Annotated in this window: 19 protein-coding genes; 12 read left to right on the top strand and 7 right to left on the bottom strand. The window is 72.2% G+C overall.

The window, feature by feature from the left end; translation table 11 throughout:
• Nucleotides 1-57 precede the first annotated feature (57 nt).
• On the bottom strand, nt 58-1,263 hold the full coding sequence (locus ACZ5WC_RS20410) for an acetyl-CoA C-acetyltransferase (RefSeq protein WP_468542127.1): 1,206 nt from the start codon (nt 1,261-1,263) through the stop codon (nt 58-60).
• Between the two features lie 145 nt (nt 1,264-1,408).
• Here ACZ5WC_RS20410 and mce point away from each other — a divergent pair, with 145 nt between their 5' ends.
• From mce to ACZ5WC_RS20445, 7 genes are all read left to right on the top strand, one after another.
• Entirely contained in the window at nt 1,409-1,837 is a 429-nt protein-coding gene (gene mce / locus ACZ5WC_RS20415; RefSeq protein WP_468542128.1) for a methylmalonyl-CoA epimerase, read from the top strand.
• 165 nt (nt 1,838-2,002) lie between these two features.
• Entirely contained in the window at nt 2,003-5,863 is a 3,861-nt protein-coding gene (gene scy, locus ACZ5WC_RS20420) for a polarized growth protein Scy (protein ID WP_468542129.1), read from the top strand.
• Between the two features lie 200 nt (nt 5,864-6,063).
• Nucleotides 6,064-7,002 carry a cellulose-binding protein gene (locus ACZ5WC_RS20425; RefSeq protein WP_468542130.1) on the top strand — a complete coding sequence of 313 codons (939 nt, stop codon included), beginning with the start codon at nt 6,064-6,066 and terminating at the stop codon, nt 7,000-7,002.
• Nucleotides 7,003-7,098: 96 nt separating this feature from the next.
• On the top strand, nt 7,099-8,094 hold the full coding sequence (locus ACZ5WC_RS20430; protein ID WP_468542131.1) for an ABC transporter ATP-binding protein: 996 nt from the start codon (nt 7,099-7,101) through the stop codon (nt 8,092-8,094).
• 5 nt (nt 8,095-8,099) lie between these two features.
• Entirely contained in the window at nt 8,100-8,879 is a 780-nt protein-coding gene (locus ACZ5WC_RS20435) for an ABC transporter permease (RefSeq protein ID WP_468542132.1), read from the top strand.
• Nucleotides 8,880-9,017: 138 nt separating this feature from the next.
• The gene (locus tag ACZ5WC_RS20440; protein ID WP_468542133.1) at nt 9,018-10,241 is read left to right on the top strand and encodes an ABC transporter ATP-binding protein; all 1,224 of its coding nucleotides are present in this window, start codon (nt 9,018-9,020) and stop codon (nt 10,239-10,241) included.
• Entirely contained in the window at nt 10,238-11,089 is an 852-nt protein-coding gene (locus ACZ5WC_RS20445) for an ABC transporter permease (protein WP_468542134.1), read from the top strand. Before ACZ5WC_RS20440 ends, ACZ5WC_RS20445 begins: the two co-directional genes overlap by 4 nt.
• Before the next feature lie 45 nt (nt 11,090-11,134).
• On the opposite strand, the gene ACZ5WC_RS20450 is transcribed toward ACZ5WC_RS20445, so the two are convergent.
• Nucleotides 11,135-11,464 (bottom strand): ATP/GTP-binding protein, encoded by a 330-nt coding sequence (locus tag ACZ5WC_RS20450; RefSeq protein WP_468542135.1) that lies wholly within the window; start codon nt 11,462-11,464, stop codon nt 11,135-11,137.
• Between the two features lie 214 nt (nt 11,465-11,678).
• Here ACZ5WC_RS20450 and ACZ5WC_RS20455 point away from each other — a divergent pair, with 214 nt between their 5' ends.
• Nucleotides 11,679-12,728, top strand: coding sequence for an LLM class flavin-dependent oxidoreductase (locus ACZ5WC_RS20455; protein ID WP_468542136.1), 1,050 nt, complete (start codon nt 11,679-11,681; stop codon nt 12,726-12,728).
• A gap of 118 nt (nt 12,729-12,846) precedes the next feature.
• Here ACZ5WC_RS20455 and ACZ5WC_RS20460 read toward each other — a convergent pair whose 3' ends face one another.
• A complete protein-coding gene (locus ACZ5WC_RS20460; RefSeq protein ID WP_468542137.1) occupies nt 12,847-13,239 on the bottom strand; it encodes an SCO5389 family protein in 393 nt (130 codons plus the stop codon).
• A 272-nt stretch (nt 13,240-13,511) separates the two neighbouring features.
• Between ACZ5WC_RS20460 and nucS the strand changes: the two genes are divergently transcribed.
• Entirely contained in the window at nt 13,512-14,183 is a 672-nt protein-coding gene (nucS, locus tag ACZ5WC_RS20465) for an endonuclease NucS (RefSeq protein WP_096628456.1), read from the top strand.
• Between the two features lie 111 nt (nt 14,184-14,294).
• Here nucS and ACZ5WC_RS20470 read toward each other — a convergent pair whose 3' ends face one another.
• From ACZ5WC_RS20470 to ACZ5WC_RS20480, 3 genes are all read right to left on the bottom strand, one after another.
• Nucleotides 14,295-16,799 carry an ATP-binding protein gene (locus ACZ5WC_RS20470; protein WP_468542138.1) on the bottom strand — a complete coding sequence of 835 codons (2,505 nt, stop codon included), beginning with the start codon at nt 16,797-16,799 and terminating at the stop codon, nt 14,295-14,297.
• 267 nt (nt 16,800-17,066) lie between these two features.
• Complete coding sequence (locus ACZ5WC_RS20475) at nt 17,067-17,390, bottom strand: STAS domain-containing protein (RefSeq protein WP_096626823.1); 324 nt, start codon at nt 17,388-17,390, stop codon at nt 17,067-17,069.
• 250 nt (nt 17,391-17,640) lie between these two features.
• Nucleotides 17,641-18,489, bottom strand: coding sequence for a 3-hydroxyacyl-CoA dehydrogenase family protein (locus tag ACZ5WC_RS20480; protein WP_468542139.1), 849 nt, complete (start codon nt 18,487-18,489; stop codon nt 17,641-17,643).
• A 205-nt stretch (nt 18,490-18,694) separates the two neighbouring features.
• Between ACZ5WC_RS20480 and ACZ5WC_RS20485 the strand changes: the two genes are divergently transcribed.
• Nucleotides 18,695-19,267 (top strand): cob(I)yrinic acid a,c-diamide adenosyltransferase, encoded by a 573-nt coding sequence (locus ACZ5WC_RS20485; protein WP_468542140.1) that lies wholly within the window; start codon nt 18,695-18,697, stop codon nt 19,265-19,267.
• Between the two features lie 24 nt (nt 19,268-19,291).
• On the opposite strand, the gene ACZ5WC_RS20490 is transcribed toward ACZ5WC_RS20485, so the two are convergent.
• Nucleotides 19,292-19,870, bottom strand: coding sequence for a hypothetical protein (locus tag ACZ5WC_RS20490; RefSeq protein WP_468542141.1), 579 nt, complete (start codon nt 19,868-19,870; stop codon nt 19,292-19,294).
• A gap of 151 nt (nt 19,871-20,021) precedes the next feature.
• Here ACZ5WC_RS20490 and ACZ5WC_RS20495 point away from each other — a divergent pair, with 151 nt between their 5' ends.
• Complete coding sequence (locus tag ACZ5WC_RS20495) at nt 20,022-21,221, top strand: sensor histidine kinase (RefSeq protein ID WP_468542142.1); 1,200 nt, start codon at nt 20,022-20,024, stop codon at nt 21,219-21,221.
• Nucleotides 21,218-21,868 carry a response regulator transcription factor gene (locus ACZ5WC_RS20500; RefSeq protein ID WP_311121550.1) on the top strand — a complete coding sequence of 217 codons (651 nt, stop codon included), beginning with the start codon at nt 21,218-21,220 and terminating at the stop codon, nt 21,866-21,868. Before ACZ5WC_RS20495 ends, ACZ5WC_RS20500 begins: the two co-directional genes overlap by 4 nt.
• The last annotated feature ends 18 nt before the right edge of the window (nt 21,869-21,886 follow it).

The raw sequence follows: 21,886 nt of genomic DNA on the forward strand, positions 1-21,886 counted from the left end.
CTCCGTTCGCCTTGCCCTAGCCCTGGAATCCGTACGGGTCTGGAATCCGTACGGGTACTACTTGCCCGGAACGCGGATGATCAGTGCGTCGCCCTGGCCGCCGCCGCCGCACAGCGCCGCCGCGCCCGTGCCGCCGCCACGCCGCTTCAGCTCCAGGGCCAGGTGGAGGACGACCCGGGCGCCGGACATCCCGATGGGGTGGCCGAGCGCGATCGCGCCGCCGTTGACGTTGACCTTGTCCGAGGTGACGCCCAGGTCCTTCATGGACTGGACGGCGACGGCCGCGAACGCCTCGTTGATCTCGATCAGGTCGAGGTCCTCGACGGTCAGGCCGTCCTTCTTCAGGGCGTGCCGGATGGCGCCCGAGGGCTGCGACTGGAGGGAGTTGTCGGGGCCCGCGACGTTTCCGTGGGCGCCGATCTCGGCGATCCAGTCGAGGCCGAGCTCCTCGGCCCTGGCCTTGCTCATGACGACGACCGCGGCGGCGCCGTCGGAGATCTGCGAGGAGGTGCCCGCGGTGATCGTGCCGTCCTTGGCGAAGGCCGGGCGCAGCTTGCCGAGGGACTCCACGGTCGTCTCGGGGCGGATGCCCTCGTCCTTGGCGAACAGGACCGGGTCGCCCTTGCGCTGCGGGATCTCGACCGGGGTGATCTCGGCCTCGAAGACGCCGTTCTTCTGGGCGGCGGCGGCCCGCTGGTGGGAGAGGGCGCCGATCGCGTCCTGGGTGGTGCGGTCCAGGCCGAGGCGGGTGTTGTGCTTCTCGGTGGACTCGCCCATGGGGATGTTCTCGTAGGCGTCGGTGAGGCCGTCGTGCGCCATCGAGTCCAGCATCTCGATCGCGCCGTACTTGTAGCCCTCGCGGGACTTGGGGAGCAGGTGCGGGGCGTTGGTCATGGACTCCTGGCCGCCCGCGACCACGACGTCGAACTCCCCGGCGCGGATGAGCTGGTCGGCCAGGGCGATGGCGTCCAGCCCGGACAGACACACCTTGTTGATGGTGAGCGCGGGCACGTTCATCGGGATGCCGGCCTTGACGGCGGCCTGCCGGGCGGGGATCTGGCCCGCGCCCGCCTGGAGCACCTGGCCCATGATCACGTACTGGACCTGGTCGCCGCCGATGCCCGCCCGGTCCAGGGCGGCCTTGATCGCCACTCCGCCGAGGTCGGCCGCGGAGAAGCTCTTGAGGGAGCCGAGGAGGCGGCCCATGGGCGTCCGGGCGCCCGCGACGATCACTGAGGTGGTGGTACCGGTCGTTGCTGGCATGGGCACGGCCCCTTGGGATCGGATGTGAACGAGGGTTTACCTGAATGTACTGAGCGGTGCCGCGCCCGTCATCCGGCTGCCGGTGTGATCGCGCGCACGTTGCGTAACCGTGGCGGGAGCCGGGGCGCGGAGCCATGCTGAGTCCATGCTGACGCGCATCGATCACATCGGAATCGCCTGTTTCGACCTGGACAGGACCGTCGACTTCTACCGTGCCACGTACGGGTTCGAGGTGTTCCACACCGAGATCAACGAGGAGCAGGGTGTCCGGGAGGCCATGCTCAAGATCAACGGGACCTCGGACGGCGGGGCTTCGTACCTCCAGCTGCTGGAGCCGACCCGGGAGGACTCGGCCGTGGGCAAGTGGCTGGCGAAGAACGGGGAGGGCGTCCACCACATCGCCTTCGGTACGGCGGACGTCGACGGGGACGCCGCGGACATCCGCGAGAAGGGCGTCCGGGTGCTGTACGACGAGCCCAGGACGGGTTCGATGGGGTCCCGGATCACGTTCCTGCACCCCAAGGACTGCCACGGAGTCCTCACCGAACTGGTCACGAGCAGCCCGGAGCACTGACCCGGCGGATACCCGGCCCGGTAGAGTGGGCGGTTCCGGGCCGGGGCCGGGTCGGGGCCGTGCCGCGTCCTCGTCGTTTGTCTGTCACCATTCCCCGGGGGACCGCTCGCCGGCGAGCGGTACTCGTGTGGAGACTTGCGACCAGGGGACGGATGGGACCGCGCAGTGCGGGGCTACGAACGCCAGGAGAGCCACCGAGCTGAAGACGACCATCTCTCGCGGTTCGAAGCCGAGATGGACCGGCTGAAGACCGACCGGGAGAAGGCCGTCCAGCACGCCGAGGACCTCGGTTACCAGGTCGAGGTCTTGCGCGCCAAGCTGCACGAGGCTCGGCGCAATCTCGCGACCCGTCCCGCCTATGACAGCGCGGACATCGGCTACCAGGCCGAACAGCTTCTTCGGAACGCGCAGGTCCAGGCCGAGCAGATGCGCAGCGACGCCGAGCGCGAGCTGCGCGAGGCCCGGGCCCAGACGCAACGGATTCTCCAGGAGCACGCCGAGCACCAGGCCCGCCTCCAGGCGGAGTTGCACACCGAGGCCGTGCAGCGCAGGCAGCGGCTCGACCAGGAGCTGGCCGAGCGCCGCCAGACCGTCGAGTCGCACGTCAACGAGAACGTCGCCTGGGCCGAGCAGCTGCGCGCCCGGACCGAGGCGCAGGCCCGTCGGCTCATGGACGAGTCCCGCGCCGAGGCCGAGCAGGCGCTGGCCGCCGCCCGCAACGAGGCCGCCCGGCTGGCCGAGGAGACCCGCCAGCGGGTCGGCGCGGACACCGAGGCGGCCAGGACCGAAGCCGAAGCGATCCTGCTGCGCGCCCGCAAGGACGCCGAGCGGCTTCTCGGGGCCGCGTCCGCGCAGGCCCAGGAGGCCACCAGCCACGCGGAGCAGCTGCGTTCCAGCACGACCGCCGAGACCGACCAGGCCCGCCGCCGGACCGCCGAGCTGAACCGGTCCGCCGAGCAGCGCCTCGCGGAGGCCGAGACCCGGCTGCGGGAGTCCCGGCTGGAGGCCGAGAAGGTCCTCGCCGAGGCGAAGGAGGCGGCCGCCAAGCAGCTGGCCGCCGCCGAGTCGCAGAACGAGCAGCGCACCCGTACGGCCAAGTCGGAGATCGCCCGGCTGGTCGGCGAGGCCACCAAGAGCGCCGACGCCCTCAAAGAAGAGGCCGAGCAGGCCCTCTCCGACGCCCGCGCCGAAGCGGAGCGGCTGGTCGCGGAGGCCGCCGAGAAGGCCGGTACGGTCGCCGCCGAGGAGGCCGCGGCCCAGCTCGCGAAGGCCGCCCGCAGCGCCGAGGAGGTGCTGACCAAGGCTTCCGAGGACGCGCAGTCGACGACGAGGGCGGCGAGCGAGGAAGCCGAGCGCATCCGCCGCGAGGCGGAGACCGAGGCGGACCGGCTGCGCGGCGAGGCCGCCGAGCAGGCCGACCAGCTCAAGGGCGCGGCCAAGGACGACACCAAGGAGTACCGGGCCAAGACGGTCGAGCTCCAGGAGGAGGCCCGCCGGCTGCGCGGCGAGGCCGAGCAGCTGCGCTCCGAGGCGGTCGCCGAGGGCGAGCGCATCCGGGGCGAGGCCCGCCGCGAGGCGGTCCAGCAGCTGGAGGAGGGTGCGCGCACCGCCGAGGAGCTGCTGACCAAGGCCCGCTCCGACGCCGACGAGCTGCGCACGAAGGCGAACGGCGAGAGCGAGCGCATCCGCGCCGAGGCCGCCGAGCGGGCCGCCGCCCTGCGCAAGCAGGCCGAGGAGACGCTGGAGCGCACCCGCGCCGAGGCCGACAAGCTGCGGGCCGAGGCCGAGGAGCAGGCGGCGGCGACCACGGAGGCGGCCGAGCGGGCCGCGGCCGAGCTGCGCGAGGAGACCGAGCGCGGCCTCGCCGCCCGGCAGGCCGAGGCAGCCGAGGAGCAGACCCGGCTGCACGGCGAGGCCGAGACCCGGCTCGCCGCCGCCGAGGAGGCGCTCGGCGAGGCGCGTACGGAAGCGGAGCGCATCCGCCGCGAGACGGCCGAGGAGGCCGAGCGGCAGCGCGCCGAGACCGCCGAGCGCGTCCGGGCGCTGACCGAGCAGGCCGGGGCGGAGGCCGAGCGGCTGCGCGACGAGGCCGCCGCCGACGCCTCACAGGCCCGGGCCGAGGCCGAGAGCCTCGCCGTACGGCTGCGCACGGAGGCGTCCGCCGAGGCCGAGCGGCTCAGGGCCGAGGCGCAGGAGAGCGCCGACCGCGTGCGTGCGGAGGCGGCCGCGGCCGCCGAACGGGTCGCCACCGAGGCGGCCGAGGCGCTGGACGCCGCCCAGGAGGAGGCGTCCCGCCGCCGCCGGGAGGCCGAGGAGATCCTCGGCGCGGCCCGGACCGAGGCGGAGCAGGAGCGCGAGCGGGCCCGCGAGCAGAGCGAGGAGCTGCTCGCCTCCGCCCGCAAGCGGGTCGAGGAGGCGCAGGCCGAGGCGCAGCGGCTGGTCGCGGAGGCGGACACCCGGGCCACCGAGCTGGTCGCGGCGGCCGAGCAGACCGCCCAGCAGGTGCGGGACTCCGTCGCCGGCCTCCAGGAGCAGGCCGAGGAGGAGATCGCCGGGCTGCGCTCGACCGCCGAGCACGTCGCGGAGCGCACGCGCGGCGAGGCGCAGGAGGAGGCGGACCGGGTCCGCGCCGACGCCCACGCCGAACGGGAACGGGCGTCCGAGGACGCGAGCCGCATCCGCCGGGAGGCGAACGAGGAGACCGAGGCGGCGAAGGCGCTGGCCGAGCGGACGGTCGCCGACGCGATCGCCGAGGCGGAGCGGCTGCGTTCGGAAACCTCCGAGTACAGCCAGCGGATGCGTACGGAAGCCTCCGACGCCCTCGCGTCGGCGGAGCAGGACGCGTCCAAGGCCCGGGCCGAGGCCCGTCAGGACGCCAACCGCATCCGCTCGGAGGCGGCGGCGCAGGCGGACCTGCTGATCACCGAGTCCACGACCGAGAGCGAGCGCATCCGTACCGAGGCGGACCGGGCGGCCGAGGCGCTCGTCGTCGAGGCCACCACGGAGGCCAACCGACGTCGGGCCGACTCCACCGAGCAGGCGGACCGGACGCTGGCCGAGGCGGGCGCCGAGGCGGAGCGGATGCGCACGGAGGCGGCCGAGGGGCTCGGCTCCGCGCAGGAGCACGCGGCCCGGACCCGCGAGGAGGCCGAACGGCTCCGCAGCGACGCGGAGTCGGCGGCCGAGGAGCTGCGCGCGGAGGCCCGCCAGGAGGCGGACCGGGTGCTGGACGAGGCCCGCGAGGCGGCGGCCAAGCGCCGGGCGGACGCGGCCGAGCAGGCGGACCAGCTCATCAACAAGGCGCGGGAGGAGGCGCTGCGCACGGCCACCGAGGCCGAGGGGCAGGCCGACACCATGGTCGGCGCGGCCCGCAAGGAGGCCGAACGGATCACCTCGGAGGCGACCGTCGAGGGCAACACCCTCGTGGAGCGCGCCCGTGCCGACGCCGACGAACTGCTGGTCGGCGCCCGGCGCGACGCGACGCAGATCCGGGAGCGGGCCGAGGAGCTGCGGGCCCGGCTGGAGAGCGAGATCGAGGAGCTGCACGAGCGGGCCCGCCGCGAGACGTCCGAGCAGATGAAGACGGCGGGCGAGCGCGTCGACAACCTGATGAAGGCGGCGACCGAGCAGCGCGAGGAGGCCGAGGCGAAGGCCAAGCAGCTGCTGGCGGAGGCCAATTCGGAGGCCAGCAAGGTACGGATCGCCGCGGTGAAGCGGGCCGAGTCGCTGCTGAAGGAGGCCGAGGCCAAGAAGGCCGGGCTGATCCGCGAGGCGGAGAAGCTGCGCGCCGACGCGGAGGCCGAGGCCAAGAAGACGGTCGACGAGGGTCAGCGCGAGCTGGATGTCCTGGTGCGCAGGCGCGAGGACATCAATGCGGAGATCTCCCGTGTCCAGGACGTGCTCGAAGCGTTGGAGTCTTTCGAGGCTCCGACCGGGGGCGGTAAACCGGCGGGCGGCTCCGCGGGAGGCGTCAAGGCTCCGGCGGCGGCGGGCAGCCGTTCGGGGGGCAAGTCGTCCGAGCGGTAGCGACCTACTGGACGGTAGTGATCTACGGGGGCCCGTGCTTCGTCATGGACATTCAACCCTTCGAGTGCAAGTACTCCAGGGGTCAGCCACTCAAAAGGGGTGTCATTCTCCAGATCAAACCGGCATCTGCACGCTGACACGCCGCTATGGCCCCTAGGATTCCCCCTATCACCTCACCGGTCTCATTCGACAGGAACCCCATGAGCGACCCTTCCTCCCCCTTCGGCTTCGAGCTCGTGCGACGTGGTTACGACCGCGGTCAGGTGGACGACCGCATTACCAAGCTCGTCGCCGACCGTGACAGTGCTCTGGCCCGAATCACCTCTCTGGAAAAGCGCATCGAGGAGCTGCACCTCGAAACGCAGAACGCCCAGGCCCAGGTCAATGACGCCGAGCCGTCGTACGCCGGTCTCGGTGCCCGTGTCGAGAAGATTCTCCGCCTCGCCGAGGAGGAGGCCAAGGACCTGCGCGAGGAGGCCCGTCGCGCGGCCGAGCAGCACCGCGAGCTCGCCGAGTCGGCCGCCCAGCAGGTGCGCAACGACGCCGAGTCGTTCGCCGCCGAGCGCAAGGCGAAGGCCGAGGACGAGGGCGTCCGTATCGTCGAGAAGGCCCAGGGCGAGGCGAACACCCTGCGCTCGGACGCCCAGAAGGACGCCCAGCAGAAGCGCGAGGAGGCCGACGCCCTCTTCGAGGAGACCCGCGCCAAGGCCGCCCAGGCCGCGGCCGACTTCGAGACGAACCTCGCCAAGCGCCGTGAGCAGTCGGAGCGCGACCTCGCGTCCCGTCAGGCCAAGGCCGAGAAGCGCCTCGCCGAGATCGAGCACCGTGCCGAGCAGCTCCGCCTGGAGGCCGAGAAGCTCCGTACGGACGCCGAGCGCCGGGCCCGCCAGACGGTGGAGACCGCGCAGCGCCAGGCCGAGGACATCGTCGCCGACGCCAACGCCAAGGCCGACCGGATCCGCAGCGAATCGGAGCGCGAGCTGGCGGCGCTCACCAACCGCCGCGACTCGATCAACGCGCAGCTGACCAACGTCCGCGAGATGCTGGCGACGCTGACCGGCGCCGCCGTGGCCGCCGCCGGCACCCCGGTGGAGGACGAGTCCGCCACCCGTGGTGTGCCCGCCCAGCAGACCCGCTGACACCACGTCGGCACCCGTAGTACCGCTTTACCCCCGTGTGCGCCCGGTTCCGCCTTTGTGGTGGCGCCGGGCGCTCGGGCGTTCTAGCGTAGGCGCATGATCGAGCTTGAGGGACTCACCAAACGGTTCGGCAGCAAGATCGCCGTCGATCACCTGACATGTCAGGTGAAACCGGGTATCGTGACGGGCTTTCTGGGTCCCAACGGGGCAGGCAAGTCCACCACGATGCGGATGATGCTCGATCTCGACAATCCGACCAGCGGCACGGTGCGCATCGACGGCAAGCACTACCGCGACCTTCAGGAACCGCTGAAGTACATCGGGGCGCTCCTCGACGCCAAGGCGATGCACGGCGGCCGCAGCGCGTACAACAACCTGCTGTGCCTGGCGCAGAGCAACCGCATCCCGAGCAGCCGGGTCGACGAGGTGCTCGACATGGTCGGCCTCAGCGCGGTGGCGCGGAAGAAGTCCAAGGGGTTCTCCCTCGGCATGGGCCAGCGGCTCGGCATCGCGTCGGCACTGCTCGGCGATCCCGAGATCCTGATGTTCGACGAACCGGTCAACGGACTGGACCCCGAGGGAATTCACTGGATCCGCAATCTGATGAAGGCGCTCGCCTCGGAGGGCCGGACGATCTTCGTCTCGTCCCATCTGATGAGCGAAATGGCTCTGACCGCGGACCATCTGATCGTGATCGGCCAGGGCAAGCTGCTCGCCGACACCTCGATGGCCGACTTCATCCATGAGAACTCCCGCAGTTATGTGCGGCTGCGCTCGCCCCAGCAGGAACGGCTGCGCGATGTGCTGCACCAGGAGGGGTTCACGGTCGTCGAGACGGGCAGCGGGACCCTGGAGATCGACGGCGCCACCACCGAGGAGCTCGGCGAGCTGGCCGCCCGTCACCAGGTGGTGCTGCACGAGCTGAGCGCCCAGCGGGCCTCGCTGGAGGACGCCTTCATGCAGATGACCGCCGCTTCCGTCGAGTATCACGCCCACTCCGAACGGGACCCCGTCGCCGGAGCGCCCGCGGTGGGCGAGGGCTGGGGCGAGGACTGGAACAAACAGGGCTCCACCGAGGACGAGGGGAAGTGACGACGATGGCATCGGTACCCGCGGTTCTCACCTCGGAGTGGACCAAGATCCGGTCGGTCTCCTCGACGACCTGGACCCTCATCTGCGCGTTCGTCGTCACGGTCGCGATGGGCGCGGCGCTGAGCGCCCTGCTGAACGCCACGTTCGACGACCTCTCGGAGGCCGAGCAGGTCACGTTCGACCCCACCCTCGTCAGCTTCTCCGGGACGGTCCTCGGCCAGCTCGCCATGGTCGTGTTCGGGGTGCTCGTCGTCGGTACGGAGTACAGCTCCGGCATGATCCGCACCTCGCTGGCGGCCGTGCCGCAGCGCGCGACGCTGTTCTTCAGCAAGATCACGGTGGCCGGGGTGCTCGCCCTCGTCGTGGGCCTGCTCACCAGCTTCGTCTCGTTCTTCCTCGGCCAGGCACTGCTGGGCGACCGGGGCACGGACATCGGTGCGGAGAACGTGCTGCGCGCGGTGGTCGGCGCCGGTCTCTACATGGGACTGATCGCGATCTTCTCCATGGGGGTGGCGGCGATGCTGCGCAGCTCCATGCTGTCGCTGGGCATCCTGATGCCGTTCTTCTTCCTGGTCTCACAGATCCTGATCGCGGTGCCGTACGCCAAGGACGTCGCCCGGTACTTCCCCGACCAGGCCGGTTCGAAGATCATGCAGGTCGTCCCGGGGGCACTGAACACCGATCCAGCACCGTACGGCCCCTGGGCCGGCCTCGGGATCATGGTGCTCTGGGTACTGGCCGCGCTGCTCGGCGGCTACCTGGTCCTGAAGAAGCGCGACGCGTAAGCCCGTAACGGCCCGCTCGCACGCCGTGCGCGACTTGGCCGGAACCGTCAAGGCCTGGTTATCCTCCTAACTCTTACGGGGGTGCGCGGCCAGGTGGCCCGAGCCCCGACGACCGAGTGAAGTCGATGGGGCTGGAGAATGATCGAGGCAGTCGGCCTGACCAAGCGCTACGGCGCGAAGACGGCCGTGGACGACCTTTCCTTCCAGGTGCGGCCGGGTGCCGTCACCGGGTTCCTCGGTCCCAACGGGTCGGGCAAGTCCACGACCATGCGCATGATCCTCGGCCTGGACCGCCCCACCGCGGGTCACGTCACGATCTGCGGCCACCCCTACCGCAGCCTGCCCAACGCACCGCGCCAGGTCGGCGCGCTGCTGGACGCCAAGGCCGTGCACGGCGGCCGCACCGCCCGTAACCACCTGCTGTCCCTGGCCCAGCTCGCGGGCATCCCGGCGGCACGGGTCGACGAGGTGCTGGGTGTCGTCGGACTTCAGGACGTCGCCAGGCGGCGCTCCAGCGGCTTCTCCCTCGGCATGGGCCAGCGGCTCGGGATCGCGGCGGCGCTGCTCGGCGATCCGCAGGTGCTGCTCTTCGACGAGCCGGTCAACGGCCTCGACCCGGAGGGCATCCACTGGGTCCGCAACCTGATGAAGATGCTGGCCGCCGAGGGGCGTACGGTCTTCGTCTCGTCCCATCTGATGAGCGAGATGGCGCTCACCGCGGACCATCTGATCGTGATCGGCCGCGGCCGGCTGCTCTCCGACATGAGCGTCAAGGACTTCATCTCGGCGAACTCCGCCGACTTCGCCCGCGTACGGGTGCCGACGGGCGACCCCGCGGAGCGCGAGAAGCTGACGGCCTCGCTCATCGAGGCGGGCGGCCGGGTCATGTCGGAGCCGGACGGGGCCCTGCGCGTCACCGGGCTGCCGCTGCCGAGGATCAGCGACGTGGCGCACGCGAGCGACGTACGGCTCTGGGAGCTCTCGCCGCACCAGGCCTCCCTGGAGGAGGCGTACATGCGCATGACGCAGGGCGTGGTCGACTACCGCTCGACGGACGACGCCAAGGCGGGCCTCGCGGAGCCGCAGCCGGTCCCGTACGGGGACGGCTCGGGCGGTTACGGGGCCGCGCCCGGCCACGGGGAGCCCCGGCCGGTGGAGGTACCGCAGGACGGCTGGTACGCCCCGCCGCCGCCCGGACAGAACCCGTACGCGGCCTCCGGGAGGGACGCGGCGGCTCCGAAAGCCCCAGCGGCCCCCCTCCCCGCTCCCGTAGCGGCCACCGAGACACCCGCCGAGCCCTCTCCCGCCGCCCCGGCCGGACAGCAGCAGCAGCAGCAGCAGACCAGCGAGGACCCCCGATGACGACGCCGGCCACCCCCCAGGCCCACGAGCAGCAGGCGCCGGGACACGGCCCGGCGGTGTCCTACACGTCGCCCATCCCGATCCGCCCCGCGACCCTCGGCGACGCGATCGCCTCGGAGTGGACGAAGATCCGTTCCGTGCGCTCCACGATGTGGACGCTCGGCGTGATGATCGTGCTGATGGTGGCGGTCGGAGTGGGGTCGGCGCTGCTGATCGCCGCCACCGACACCGATCTGATGGGCGAGCCCGTTCTGGGCCTCGGCTTCTTCGGGGTGCTGCTGGGCTCGATCTGTGTGATCACCCTCGGTGTGCTGACCATCGGCTCCGAGTACAGCACCGGCATGATCCGTACGACGCTGACGGCCTGCCCCAGCCGGAGCCGGGTGCTGACGGCGAAGGCCATCGTCTTCTTCCTGCTGACCTTCGTCCTCACGACGGTGGCCGCCACGGTCATCGCGGCGTTCCAGACCCTGGTCCTGGACGGCGGCGCCGCCTCGGGGTCCCTGTGGCTGCGCACCACCGTCGGGGCCGGGATCTACATCGCGACCCTCGGCCTGCTGTCCCTGGGCGTCGGTGCGATCGTCCGGCACTCGGCGGGCGCGATCACGATCATGATCGGTGTGGTGCTGCTGCCTCTGGTGCTCGCGTTGTTCATGTACGCGGAGAGCCTGCGCGGCCTCCAGCGCTTCCTGATCGAGTACTCGATCCCGAACCAGCTGGGCGCGCTGTACGGCACGACGGTGACCAGCTCCGGGCCGTCCGGCTGGGAGCCGCTGCTGCTGATGCCGCTGCTGGCCGCCGTGTCGCTGGGCGGGGCGTACGCGGCGCTGAGTCAGCGTGATGTCTGAGGCACCCGGGCCCTGGGCCCGGCCGGGGCGCCCGGGCCGGTGGGCTCAGTAGCGAGGCGCGTTCCTGGACCGCTGCACTCGTGTGGTGCGGCGGTCCTTCGCGTTCCAGCACGCCTTGTGCCAGTGCCTGCGGTCGTCGATCCCGCCGAACTCGGGCCAGGCGACGAGGTGCGGGACGCCGGAGGGGATCTCCTGGTCGCAGCCGGGGCAGCGGTAGCGCTTGCCCTGGGCGCTCGCGCCGCTGACCGGGCGCACCGACCACTCCTCGCCCTGCCAGCTCTCGGTGGCCCCTCCCCCGCCGTACCGTCCGGGCGCCGTGCCGGGCCGGTCGTCGGGACTCTCGCCGCCACGGGGGCGGTTACGGCGCGGGGACACAGGACACCTCACGGGGGCGGTTCGGGCACGGCGGGTTCAAGCCTAGAGCCTCGCTTCCGGGGCAGCCGTCGGGTGCGGCGGGCGGCCCGATCCGGCAGCGGGGTGAGTTAGCGGAAAATCGCAACAACTTCTTCGTGGACCGTGCCTTTGGCACGTGTCAGACGTTGTTGCCAGTGGGGGAGAACCGCGTCGGGCCGCAAGGAGGCAATAGGCGATGCGCATCGGAACGTTCGTTCTGGCAGCCCAGTTCCCGGGGCAGGGGCCGGGTGAGGCCCTGCACCGGGCCGTCCGGTCCGCCGAGGCCGCTGAGGAGTCGGGGCTCGACTCGGTCTGGCTGGCGGAGCACCACTTCGTGCCGTACGGAGTCTGCCCGTCCGCCACCACGCTGGCCGCGCTGCTGCTGGGCCGCACCCGCAGAATCCGGATCGGCACCGCGGTCAGTGTGCTGCCCAACCACCACCCGGTCGCCCTCGGCGAGCAGGCCGCGCTGCTGCATCTGACCAGCGGGGGCCGCTTCTCGCTGGGGGTGGGCCGGGGTGGCCCCTGGGTGGACCTGGAGGTCTTCGGCGGCGGTCTCGACGCCTATGAGAGCGGCTTCCCCGAGGCGCTGGACCTGCTGCTCGACTGGCTGCGGGAGCCGAGGGTCGCGGGGCGCGGCGAGCGGTTCGGCTTCCGCGAGGTGGCCGTGGTGCCGCGCCCGGACGAGTTGCTGACCGGGCCGGACGAGGCGGGGGCGGGCGCGTCTGGGCCCGAGGTCGTCGTCGCGTGCACCTCGGCGTCGAGCGTACGGCTCGCGGCGCGGCAGGGGCTCCCGATGCTGCTGGGCATGCACTGCGGGGACGAGGAGAAGGCGGACATGGTCGCCCTGTGGCGTACGGCCGCCCGGGAGGCGGGTCAGCCGCCCGAGGTGGTGGAGGGGGCCGCACATGTGTCCGCAGGGGTGGCCCAGATCGCGGACAGCGCCGGGGACGCGGTGGAGGCGCTGGTGAAGACGATGCCCGGGTGGCTGCGGCAGGGGCTCGACGCCCATGTCACGGTCGACGGGAGGCACCGCGTGATGCGGGACCCCGTCGCGTATACGGAGTTGCTGTGCGGGCTGCACCCGGTGGGTACGCCGAAGCTGGCCGCCGACCGCCTCGCGGCCACCGCCGAGCGGACGGGGATCACCCGCTTCGCCCTGCTGGTGGAGGGGTCGGGGGATCTCGCGGCGACCGAGGAGAACGTCCGACGGCTGGGCGCCGACGTGCTGCCCCTGCTCACCTGACCTGCGCATGCCGGTGTTCCTCGGCGACATCTCTGGGGGACCTGTGGTGCGGTGGTACGGGAGCTGCCGCCCCGGAGCCAGTTGCACCTCCCGCGGCCCGGAACGGCAGCAGAAGCGTTCAGCAGTCCCGTAGTCCGGGCGACTGGTTGAGCAACTGGCCCCTCACCGAGGTGAACTTGGCCAGTCGGTCGTCGACCGAGGCGTCCAGCGGGAACACCGCGACGCGGTGGCAGTTCTGGAATGCGAGACGCACTCCGAAGTGCCGCTGAAGCGCGCCGCGTATCGCATCACTCGCGAGCGCGCGCAGCAGCTGACCACGTGCCTGCTCGTCCGGCGGAGGCGTCTGGTTGTCGGCGAACTGTCCACCGTCCACCTTCAGCTGAGCCACCAGCGAGCTGATCATCTCCCATGCGTAGGGCAGGGAGGTCCGGACGCAGTCGACGAAGTCGGCTTCGTCGACCTCGCCTCGCTCGGCCTGTTCCAACAGCGCCGGTGAGACGTCGAGCGACATGGGTTCTCCTCTCGCGACCCCGGGCAGTGGCCGGGGCCTTACGGGCAGGGAAGAAGGGCGACGACGCAGCGTGCACGGACGGCGACCTCCTGCTTCCACGGTAAGCGTGCGGTCGGAGCCGCACCAGGAGATTGGGAACACAACCGGCCAATAACGAAGGGGCGCAAAGAGGGGCAAGCCCGCGCGGCCGCAACACCGCGCGCACCGAGTGACAGGGGGCAACAGGTGGGGAAATCGCGCCGGGCCCCCGTCGTCGAGTAGCGTTGCCGACCATGCGTCTCGTCATCGCCCGTTGCTCCGTGGACTACGCGGGCCGGCTCACAGCCCACCTGCCCTCTGCCCCCCGTCTGATCCTGGTGAAGGCGGACGGCAGCGTCTCCATCCACGCCGACGACCGGGCGTACAAGCCCCTCAACTGGATGTCCCCGCCGTGCACCCTGAAGGAGGGCGCCGGCGAGGACGAAGGCGTCTGGACCGTGGTGAACAAGGCGGGCGAGAAACTGATCATCACGATGGAGGAAATCCTTCACGACTCCTCCTACGAGCTGGGCGTCGACCCGGGGCTGATCAAGGACGGCGTGGAAGCGCACCTCCAGGAACTGCTCGCGGACCGGATCGAGATCCTCGGCGAGGGCCACACCCTGATCCGCCGTGAATACCCCACCGCGATCGGCCCGGTTGACATCCTGTGCCGGGACGCGGACGGGGGGACGGTGGCCGTGGAGCTGAAGCGCCGGGGTGACATCGACGGGGTCGAGCAGCTGACCCGCTATCTGGAACTGCTGAACCGCGACCCGCATCTCGCACCGGTCCGGGGCGTCTTCGCGGCACAGGAGATCAAGCCGCAGGCCCGGGTGCTGGCCACGGACCGGGGCATCGGCTGCCTGGTCCTCGACTACGACGCGATGCGCGGCATCGAGGACGACAAGCTGCGGCTGTTCTGATCCCTGCCGGAAGGAGCCGGGCTGCCCGCGTTCGACGCGGACGGCCCGGCTTTCGCGTATGCCCGGGAGCCTTTACGTACGTCCTGGAGCCTTGACTACGTCCTGAAGCGCTCAGGCCGTCGCGTCGGTGGTCGGGGTCGGCTCCGGGGCGCTCGCCGACTGCACGGGGCCGGTCGCGGAGGAGGTGCCCTCCGGCGGGGGCTCTGTCGTGGACTGTGTAGGCGACGGGCCCTGGTCCCCGCCGTCCGACTCCGACGGCGAAGGGTCCGAGCTCTCGCTCTCCGTGGGCGTGGGCGTGGTCGGCTCCCCGCTGGGCGACGACGGGTCGTCGGACGGACTGCTGCTCTCACTGCCCGTCGGCCCGTCCGTCGGGGTGGCACCGGTGCTCGTGGAGGCGCTCGGGGACGGTGTGCCGGAGGTGCTGGGGGTGGCCGGGCCCGAGGCGTTCGGGGTCGTCGGTGCCGCGCCGCCGGTCGTCTCCCGCCCCGGTGTGGAGGCGTCCCGCGGCTCGTCGGCGGGCGTGTCGTCGTCGGTGCCGTCCTCGGAGGCCGACTGCTCGGTGGTGACGTTGCGGCTGCCCGGTTCCTCGCTGCCCGTGGTGACGCCGAGGGTGACGACGGTGCCGAGCACGGCGATCAGCAGCGCGCCCGCGCCCGCCGCGGCGAGGTTGCGCCGGGTCCCGCCCAGGAGCGCGCGGCCGCCGTTCTTGTACGGGGCGGGGCCCGGCGGCAGCAAGGAGATCAGGGTCGGGTCCGGCATCGGGCCCGGGCCGTCCTGCCGGTCCGGCCGGTCGAACACCGGCGGCCCCGGGAACCCGCCGGGCGGCGTGCCCGGGCCGTCCCGGCGTACGACGGGCACCTCGTCGCCGGAGGGGGTACGGCCGAGGGGGGTGAAGTCGCCGGAGCGGTCCGCGACCAGGGCGAGCGCACGGCGTCCGGCGACGGCCCCGGACTTGTCGGCGAGCGCGCCGCGCATACCGATCGAGGTCTCCAGCTCGGTCCGGGCCCGGTCCGGGTTGCCGGTGCACAGCGCGAGGACGCCCAACTCGTGGTGGAAGTAGGCCTCCTCGGCGACCTCACCGGCGCTCCTGGCGGCCTCCTGGCCGATCCTGAGGGCCCGTTCCCAGGCTCCCCAGCCCAGGCCCGCGGCGAAGGCCGGGGCGGCGCTGCGGGCGAGCAGGACGGCGGCGCTGGCCGCGCCCGCCTCGTCGCCGGGGACCAGCCGGGCCAGGGAAGCGACGATCGCGTCGGACTCGGCTACCGCGCGCTGCGGGGTGACCGAGGGGTGCGAGGTCCACCAGGCGTAGTGCTGGGCGGCGGTACGGGCGTGGGCGGCGGCCTCGTCCGCGTAGCCGCCGGCCTCCAGCTGGGCGAGCACCCCGGCGGCGAGGCGGTAGCGCGGTCCGGCCGGGGAGAGCAGGCCGCAGCCCGCGAGTTCGCCGAGTGCGGCGTCCGCGCGGGTGTCGCCCACGAGGGCCGGCAGGTGGGCCTGGTGGGGCACCTCGCCTCCGAGGGCGACGGCGAAGCGCAGGGTCTCGCGGGCGGCCTCGCTGAGCCGGGAGGCCAGCAGCACGGCGGGTGCGGCGCCCTCGCCGAGGCTCGGCAGGGGGACGTCCAGGGCTTCGGCGGTGGGTGCTTCGGGGACCGGAGGCGCGTCGTCCGGGCGTGGCTCGAAGTAGTCGTACTCGTCGAAGGCCGTGGGGTCGACGCGCAGCTGGTCGCCCTGGCGGAGCAGGGACCCCGCCTGGACGAAGCGCAGCGGCAGCCCTTCGGACTCGAACCAGAGGTCGCCCGCCCAGTTCCGCTCGTCCTCGGTGAGGGGGCGCTCGACGACCTGCTCCAGCAGCTCCAGCGAGGCGCCGCGGCCGAGGCCCGCGAGGAGGACCTCCTCCACGTGGCCGTCCACACCGGGGGTGGCGGCGTCGGGGGTGGCCGCGAGCAGGAAGGCGCACTCGGGGGTGGCGCCGAGCAGTTCGTCCAGGGCCGCCCCGGCTATCTCCAGGTCGTCGACGGTGACGACGGCGCCGATGCGCCGCACGAACGTGAGCAGTTCCTCGCGGTCGGGGCGGTGCAGCGGGGCCCGGTAGACCGTGTCGAAGAGGGCGTACAGCAGGTCGGTGGCGGTGCGCCCGCGGCCGCTGAGGCGTACGACGCCGTCGGGGGCGAGGTCGGCGCAGTCGGCGGCGACGGCGTCCAGCAGGGCGGTGCGGCCCGATCCGGCCTGGCCGGTCAGGCGTACGCTGCGGCCGCGCGCCAGCAGCCCGACCAGGCGCTCGCGCTCCTCCTGGCGCTCCAGCAGGGGCGGCTGCGGGGCGGGCGGGCCCGGGGGGACGGGGGGCGCGCCCGCGCGCTCGTGGTCGGCGCGCTCGGCGGGGGTGCGGCGGACGGGGGCGGCGGGCTCCGCGCCGGGCGGGCAGGCCTCGACCTCGCTGCCGTCGACGGGGTTGACCGTGACGAGCAGATCACCGGCGGTCAGGCGGACGACGCGGACCTGCTGCGGTGTCTGCTGCCCGAAGTCGGCGGCGGCGTCGCGGGACGGCCGCCGGTGGTCCGGCTCGCCGCCGGGACGGTCGTGCCCCTGCCCGTGTTCCTCGGGTGCCCGGTGTGTCGGGTCCATCGCAAAGTCCCCCAGACGCGTCGTGCGCGGTCGCCCCTCCCGGCCTCACACGCCCCGCTGTCGCTTCCGGTCCGGTGTCCACCACTTGGGTTTCGGTTTCATTCGGCGGACGGCCGAACATTAGACCTTGCACAGTATCTACGAAGGGGCGGGGTGCCACGCCGCCCAGGACGTCACGTTCCGGTGAGGATTGCGCGACTTCTGCCGCCGGATTCCGTCCGTCCGTTCACCCGGCGCGACCGGCGGGGCAGCAGGACGCCTTCCTACCTAGACGCGCGGCAGCGAGTCGGCGGCGATCCCGCCCTCGATGGCCAGGATGCGGTGCAGCCGGGTGGCCACCAGGAGGCGCTGCATCTGCGGCGGCACACCGCGCAGCACGAGGCGGCGTCCGGCCCGTCCGGCCCGGCGGTGGGCCCCCATGATGACGCCGAGTCCGGTGGCGTCCCAGGAGTCCAGCTCGGTCAGGTCCAGCACGAGGTCGCCGGCTCCGTCGTCGACGGCCGTGTGCAGGACCGTACGGGCGTCCGCCGCGCTTCGGACGTCGAGGCGGCCCCCGACGACCAGCTCGGCGTGGTCGCCCCTGATGTGCATATGCGCTCCCCGGTCATGCTCCGTAGAAGGTCCGTCTGTCTTTTCTTCTGCCTGTGCTTCTGTCTCTGTCACAACTGACTGCCCCGGCGACAGGGAAGTTGCCGTCTGTAAGCGAACCGATACCGAATTCACTCGGTGGAGTGAATCCGGTTCGCCGGAGACCGGTCACTGCCGGGTACACTCCCCGGCTTCCTCGGCTCCCCCGGCCCTGACGGCGGCGGGCCGACGGGCCGGGGAGCGCGGTTCGCGGTCAGTACGTGTAGAAGCCCTGCCCGCTCTTGCGCCCGATGTCACCTGCGTCGACCATCCGGCGCATCAGCTCCGGGGCGGCGAACTTCTCGTCCTGGGACTCGGTGTAGATGTTGCCGGTGGCGTGCAGCAGGATGTCGACGCCGGTGAGGTCGGCCGTGGCGAGCGGGCCCATGGCGTGGCCGAAGCCCAGCTTGCAGGCGATGTCGATGTCCTCGGCCGAGGCGACACCCGACTCGTACAGCTTGGCCGCCTCGACGACGAGCGCCGAGATGAGCCGGGTGGTGACGAAGCCCGCCACGTCGCGGTTGACGACGATGCAGGTCTTGCCGACGGACTCGGCGAACTCCCGTGCGGTGGCGAGGGTTTCGTCGCTGGTCTTGTAGCCGCGTACCAGCTCGCAGAGCTGCATCATCGGGACCGGCGAGAAGAAGTGCACGCCGACGACACGCTCCGGACGCTCCGTCACGGCCGCGATCTTGGTGATCGGGATGGCGGAGGTGTTGGAGGCGAGGACGGTGTGCTCGCCGACGACCTTGTCCAGGGAGCGGAAGATCTCGTGCTTGACCTCCAGCTTCTCGAAGACGGCCTCCACGACGACGTCCGCGTCCGCGACGGCGTCGAGGTCGGTGGTCGTGGTGATGCGGGCGAGCGCGGCATCGGCGTCGGCGGCCTCCAGCTTGCCCTTGGCGACGAACTTGTCGTACGAGGCCTTGATGCCGTCACGGCCACGGGTCAGCGCGGCGTCGGTGACGTCCCGCAGCACGACGTCCCAGCCCGCCTGGGCGGAGACCTGCGCGATCCCGGATCCCATGAGTCCGGCCCCGATGACGGCGAGCTTCCTGGCCACGTTCGCACCCCTTGGTTTCTGTTCGCCTGTGCGGCATTTGTTCACGGCGGTTCACATGCTCTCCGGCGGAGGTTAGTACCCGTCGGGCGCGCTGGGGCCGCGAAGAGATGCGCGTCACGTCTCGAATGACGGACATCACACCGGGACGCGTCATTCGGCTCCACGCCGTGCGCAGTTGGGGGTTCGGCGTCACTACGCTGACCCCATGGTCAATCTGACGCGCATCTACACCCGGACCGGCGACCGGGGCACCACCGCCCTCGGCGACATGAGCCGCACCGCCAAGACCGATCTGCGGATCTCGGCGTACGCGGACGCCAACGAGGCCAACGCGGTGATCGGGACCGCCATCGCGCTGGGGCAGCTGCCCGAGGACGTGGTGAAGGTCCTCGTACGGGTCCAGAACGACCTGTTCGACGTGGGCGCCGACCTGTCCACCCCGGTGGTCGAGGAGCCGAAGTATCCGCCGCTGCGGGTCGAACAGTCCTACATCGACAAGCTGGAGGCGGACTGCGACACCTTCCTGGAGGAGCTGGAGAAGCTGCGCAGCTTCATCCTTCCCGGGGGCACGCCGGGGGCCGCCCTGCTCCACCAGGCGTGCACGGTGGTCCGGCGCGCCGAGCGGTCCACATGGGCGGCGCTGGAGGTGCACGGTGAGTCGATGAACGCCCTGACCGCCACGTATCTCAACCGCCTCTCCGACCTCCTGTTCATTCTGGCGCGGAGCGCGAACAAGGAGGTCGGGGACGTGCTGTGGGTGCCGGGCGGCGAGCGCTGAGGCTTCCCCCGGGCGGGGGCCCGCCTACTTCTCGGCCGGTTCCCGCTCGACGGCGGCGCCCTCGTAGCCCTTCGGGGCCTGCTTCGGGAACAGCGTGTAGCTCCCGGCGATGATCAGGTTGATGCCGATCACCCAGCCCATCTTCTGCTGCCACATCCGCAGCGAGCCGGTCTCCCCGCCGGAGCCGACGTACCAGACCGCCGCCTGGAGCAGCCCGAGCGCGACCACCGCGGCGAGGATCCAGCGGGCGGCGGTGCGCCACTCGTGGACGGCGCGGGCCGTGCCGTACTTCGGCGGCTTCACCGGCGGCGGGCCGCCGAACCAGCGGTGGGCGACACGGGCGTCCACCCACGTGACGGTGTGGTGGCCGAGGCCCACGGTGAAGCCGATGTAGACGGCGGCCAGCCCGTGCTTCCAGTCGGGCTCGGCCCCGTTCTTCAGGTCGATCGCCGTCACCACCAGCAGCAGGACCTCCAGCAGCGGCTCGCACAGCAGCACGGCGGCCCCGAGCCTCGGTTTCCTCGCGACGTACCGCAGTGCGAGCCCCGCGGCCAGCAGCACCCAGAAAGCGACCTCGCAGGCCACGACCAGAATGGCGATCACAGCGTCTCTCCTCCCGTTCCCCTCCAGCCTCCCGTCCGCGGGGCGGGGAATCGTCGTCGGCAGTGACGAAACGGGACTGCATCCTTCGATGTAGTCGCCCATCGGTCCGCGAAGGGAGGCCAGGCGTCCGCGCGGCGTGTTGGATGGAGAGGTGTTCACCTGGCTCCGCCCCCACCGCGACGATATGCTCCTCGCCGTCTGCGGGCTGCTCGGGGGGCTGCTCCTGTGGCGGCTCGGCCTGCACACCCAGGGCGGCCGCCCCTTCTCCGCACCCTGGATCGCGCTCGTACCGCTGACCGTGATGGCCGCGATGGAGCTGCTGCGCCGCAGCGCCCCGCGCACGGCGCTGGCCTTCGGCGCACTCGCGCTGATCGCGGACCAGTTCACCCGGGGCAGTCTGGCGACCGTCCTGATGTTCACGGACGTGATGTACGCGGCCGTGCTGTACGGGACCCCGGCCGCGGCCCGCCGCCTCCCGGTGGCCACGCTCCTGGTCACCGTCGCGTCCACGATCGGTTTCCTGGCCTGGTTCCGCAGGCCCGAGGCGCTGCTGATCGGTGTCGTCACGGGGCTGGTCACCTTCGTCCCGGCGATCACCGGGGTCAGCGTGCGCAACCACCGCGCCGCCGCCGAGGCCGCCCGGCTGGCCGCCGACCAGACCGCGCGGCTGGCGGAGCTGGACCGGACGCAGGCGGTGGTCGCCGAGCGGGCCCGGATGGCCCGGGAGCTGCACGACATGGTGGCCAACCACCTCTCCGCCGTGGCGATCCACTCCACGGCGGCCCTGTCCATCGACGACCCGGAGACCTCGCGGCGGGCCCTCGGGGTGATCCGGGAGAACAGCGTGGAGGGGCTCGCGGAGATGCGGCGGCTGATCGGGCTGCTGCGCGAGGGCGGCGAGGGCGATGCCCCGGCCGCCGCGCCGACGCTCGCCGCACTGGACGTACTGGTCGAGCAGGCGAACACCAACGCCGTGTCCAGCGGGCTGACCTGCACCCTGGAGGACACCCGGGCGGCGGGCTCCGGCCCGCTGCCGACGCCGGTGGAGCTGGCCGCGTACCGGATCGTTCAGGAGTCCCTGACGAACGCCCTCAAGCACGCGGCGCCGGGCCCGGTGGTGGTGCGCCTCGGCCGGACCGGGGAGCTGCTGACGGTCGGGGTGACCAGTGTGTTCGGGGAGCGCCCCGGCCCCACGGCGCCAGGGTCCGGGGCCGGGCTCGTGGGCATGCGGGAGCGGGTCGCGCTGCTCGGCGGGACGATCGAGGCGGGGCCGGGGCCTGCCGCCGACGGCACCAGGATCTGGCGGGTGCGGGCCGAACTGCCCGTACGGGAAAGGATGATGAGGGAATGACGATCCGGGTCCTGGTCGCGGAGGACCAGTCGGCGGTGCGCGCGGGGCTGGTGCTGATCCTCTCCAGCGCGCCGGACATCGAGGTCGTCGGGGAGGCGGGGGACGGCGAGGCCGCGGTCCGCCTGGCGCGTGAACTCCGCCCGGATCTCGTGCTGATGGATGTGCAGATGCCTCGGCTGGACGGAGTGTCGGCGACCCGGCAGGTGGTTGCGGAGGAGCTGGCGGACGTCCTCGTCCTGACCACGTTCGACCTCGACGCTTACGTGTTCGGGGCGCTGCGGGCCGGGGCCTCGGGCTTCCTGCTGAAGAACACCGACGCCCGCGACCTGCTGGAGGCGGTACGGACGGTGGCGCGCGGCGAGGGCCTGATCGCCCCGGCCGTGACCCGCAGGCTGATCGCGGAGTTCGCCGGGGCCACGCCCGTACGTGCGAGGGAGGCGGCCGATCCGGCGGTACTGGACGCACTGACCCGGCGGGAGCGCGAGGTGCTGGGGTGTCTGGGCGAGGGCCTCTCCAACGCGGAGATCGCGCTGCGGCTGTCGATGGCGGAGGCCACGGTGAAGACCCACGTCAGCAGGCTGCTCGGGAAGCTGGAGCTGCGCAGCCGGGTCCAGGCAGCCGTCCTGGCACAGGAGTTGGGCATCTGACCCGCTTCCGCCTCTCAT

Source organism: Streptomyces sp. NPDC033165, assembly GCF_055577965.1.

Excerpts from the sequence above, each read along its gene's own strand:
- ACZ5WC_RS20430 (WP_468542131.1), top strand. The coding sequence starts at position 7,099 with ATGATCGAGCTTGAGGGACTCACCAAACGGTTCGGCAGCAAGATCGCC.
- ACZ5WC_RS20425 (WP_468542130.1), top strand. The coding sequence starts at position 6,064 with ATGAGCGACCCTTCCTCCCCCTTCGGCTTCGAGCTCGTGCGACGTGGT.
- ACZ5WC_RS20410 (WP_468542127.1), bottom strand. The coding sequence starts at position 1,263 with ATGCCAGCAACGACCGGTACCACCACCTCAGTGATCGTCGCGGGCGCC.
- ACZ5WC_RS20440 (WP_468542133.1), top strand. The coding sequence starts at position 9,018 with ATGATCGAGGCAGTCGGCCTGACCAAGCGCTACGGCGCGAAGACGGCC.
- ACZ5WC_RS20455 (WP_468542136.1), top strand. The coding sequence starts at position 11,679 with ATGCGCATCGGAACGTTCGTTCTGGCAGCCCAGTTCCCGGGGCAGGGG.
- ACZ5WC_RS20485 (WP_468542140.1), top strand. The coding sequence starts at position 18,695 with ATGGTCAATCTGACGCGCATCTACACCCGGACCGGCGACCGGGGCACC.
- ACZ5WC_RS20460 (WP_468542137.1), bottom strand. The coding sequence starts at position 13,239 with ATGTCGCTCGACGTCTCACCGGCGCTGTTGGAACAGGCCGAGCGAGGC.
- ACZ5WC_RS20445 (WP_468542134.1), top strand. The coding sequence starts at position 10,238 with ATGACGACGCCGGCCACCCCCCAGGCCCACGAGCAGCAGGCGCCGGGA.
- ACZ5WC_RS20500 (WP_311121550.1), top strand. The coding sequence starts at position 21,218 with ATGACGATCCGGGTCCTGGTCGCGGAGGACCAGTCGGCGGTGCGCGCG.
- nucS (WP_096628456.1), top strand. The coding sequence starts at position 13,512 with ATGCGTCTCGTCATCGCCCGTTGCTCCGTGGACTACGCGGGCCGGCTC.
- ACZ5WC_RS20475 (WP_096626823.1), bottom strand. The coding sequence starts at position 17,390 with ATGCACATCAGGGGCGACCACGCCGAGCTGGTCGTCGGGGGCCGCCTC.
- ACZ5WC_RS20470 (WP_468542138.1), bottom strand. The coding sequence starts at position 16,799 with ATGGACCCGACACACCGGGCACCCGAGGAACACGGGCAGGGGCACGAC.
- mce (WP_468542128.1), top strand. The coding sequence starts at position 1,409 with ATGCTGACGCGCATCGATCACATCGGAATCGCCTGTTTCGACCTGGAC.
- ACZ5WC_RS20435 (WP_468542132.1), top strand. The coding sequence starts at position 8,100 with ATGGCATCGGTACCCGCGGTTCTCACCTCGGAGTGGACCAAGATCCGG.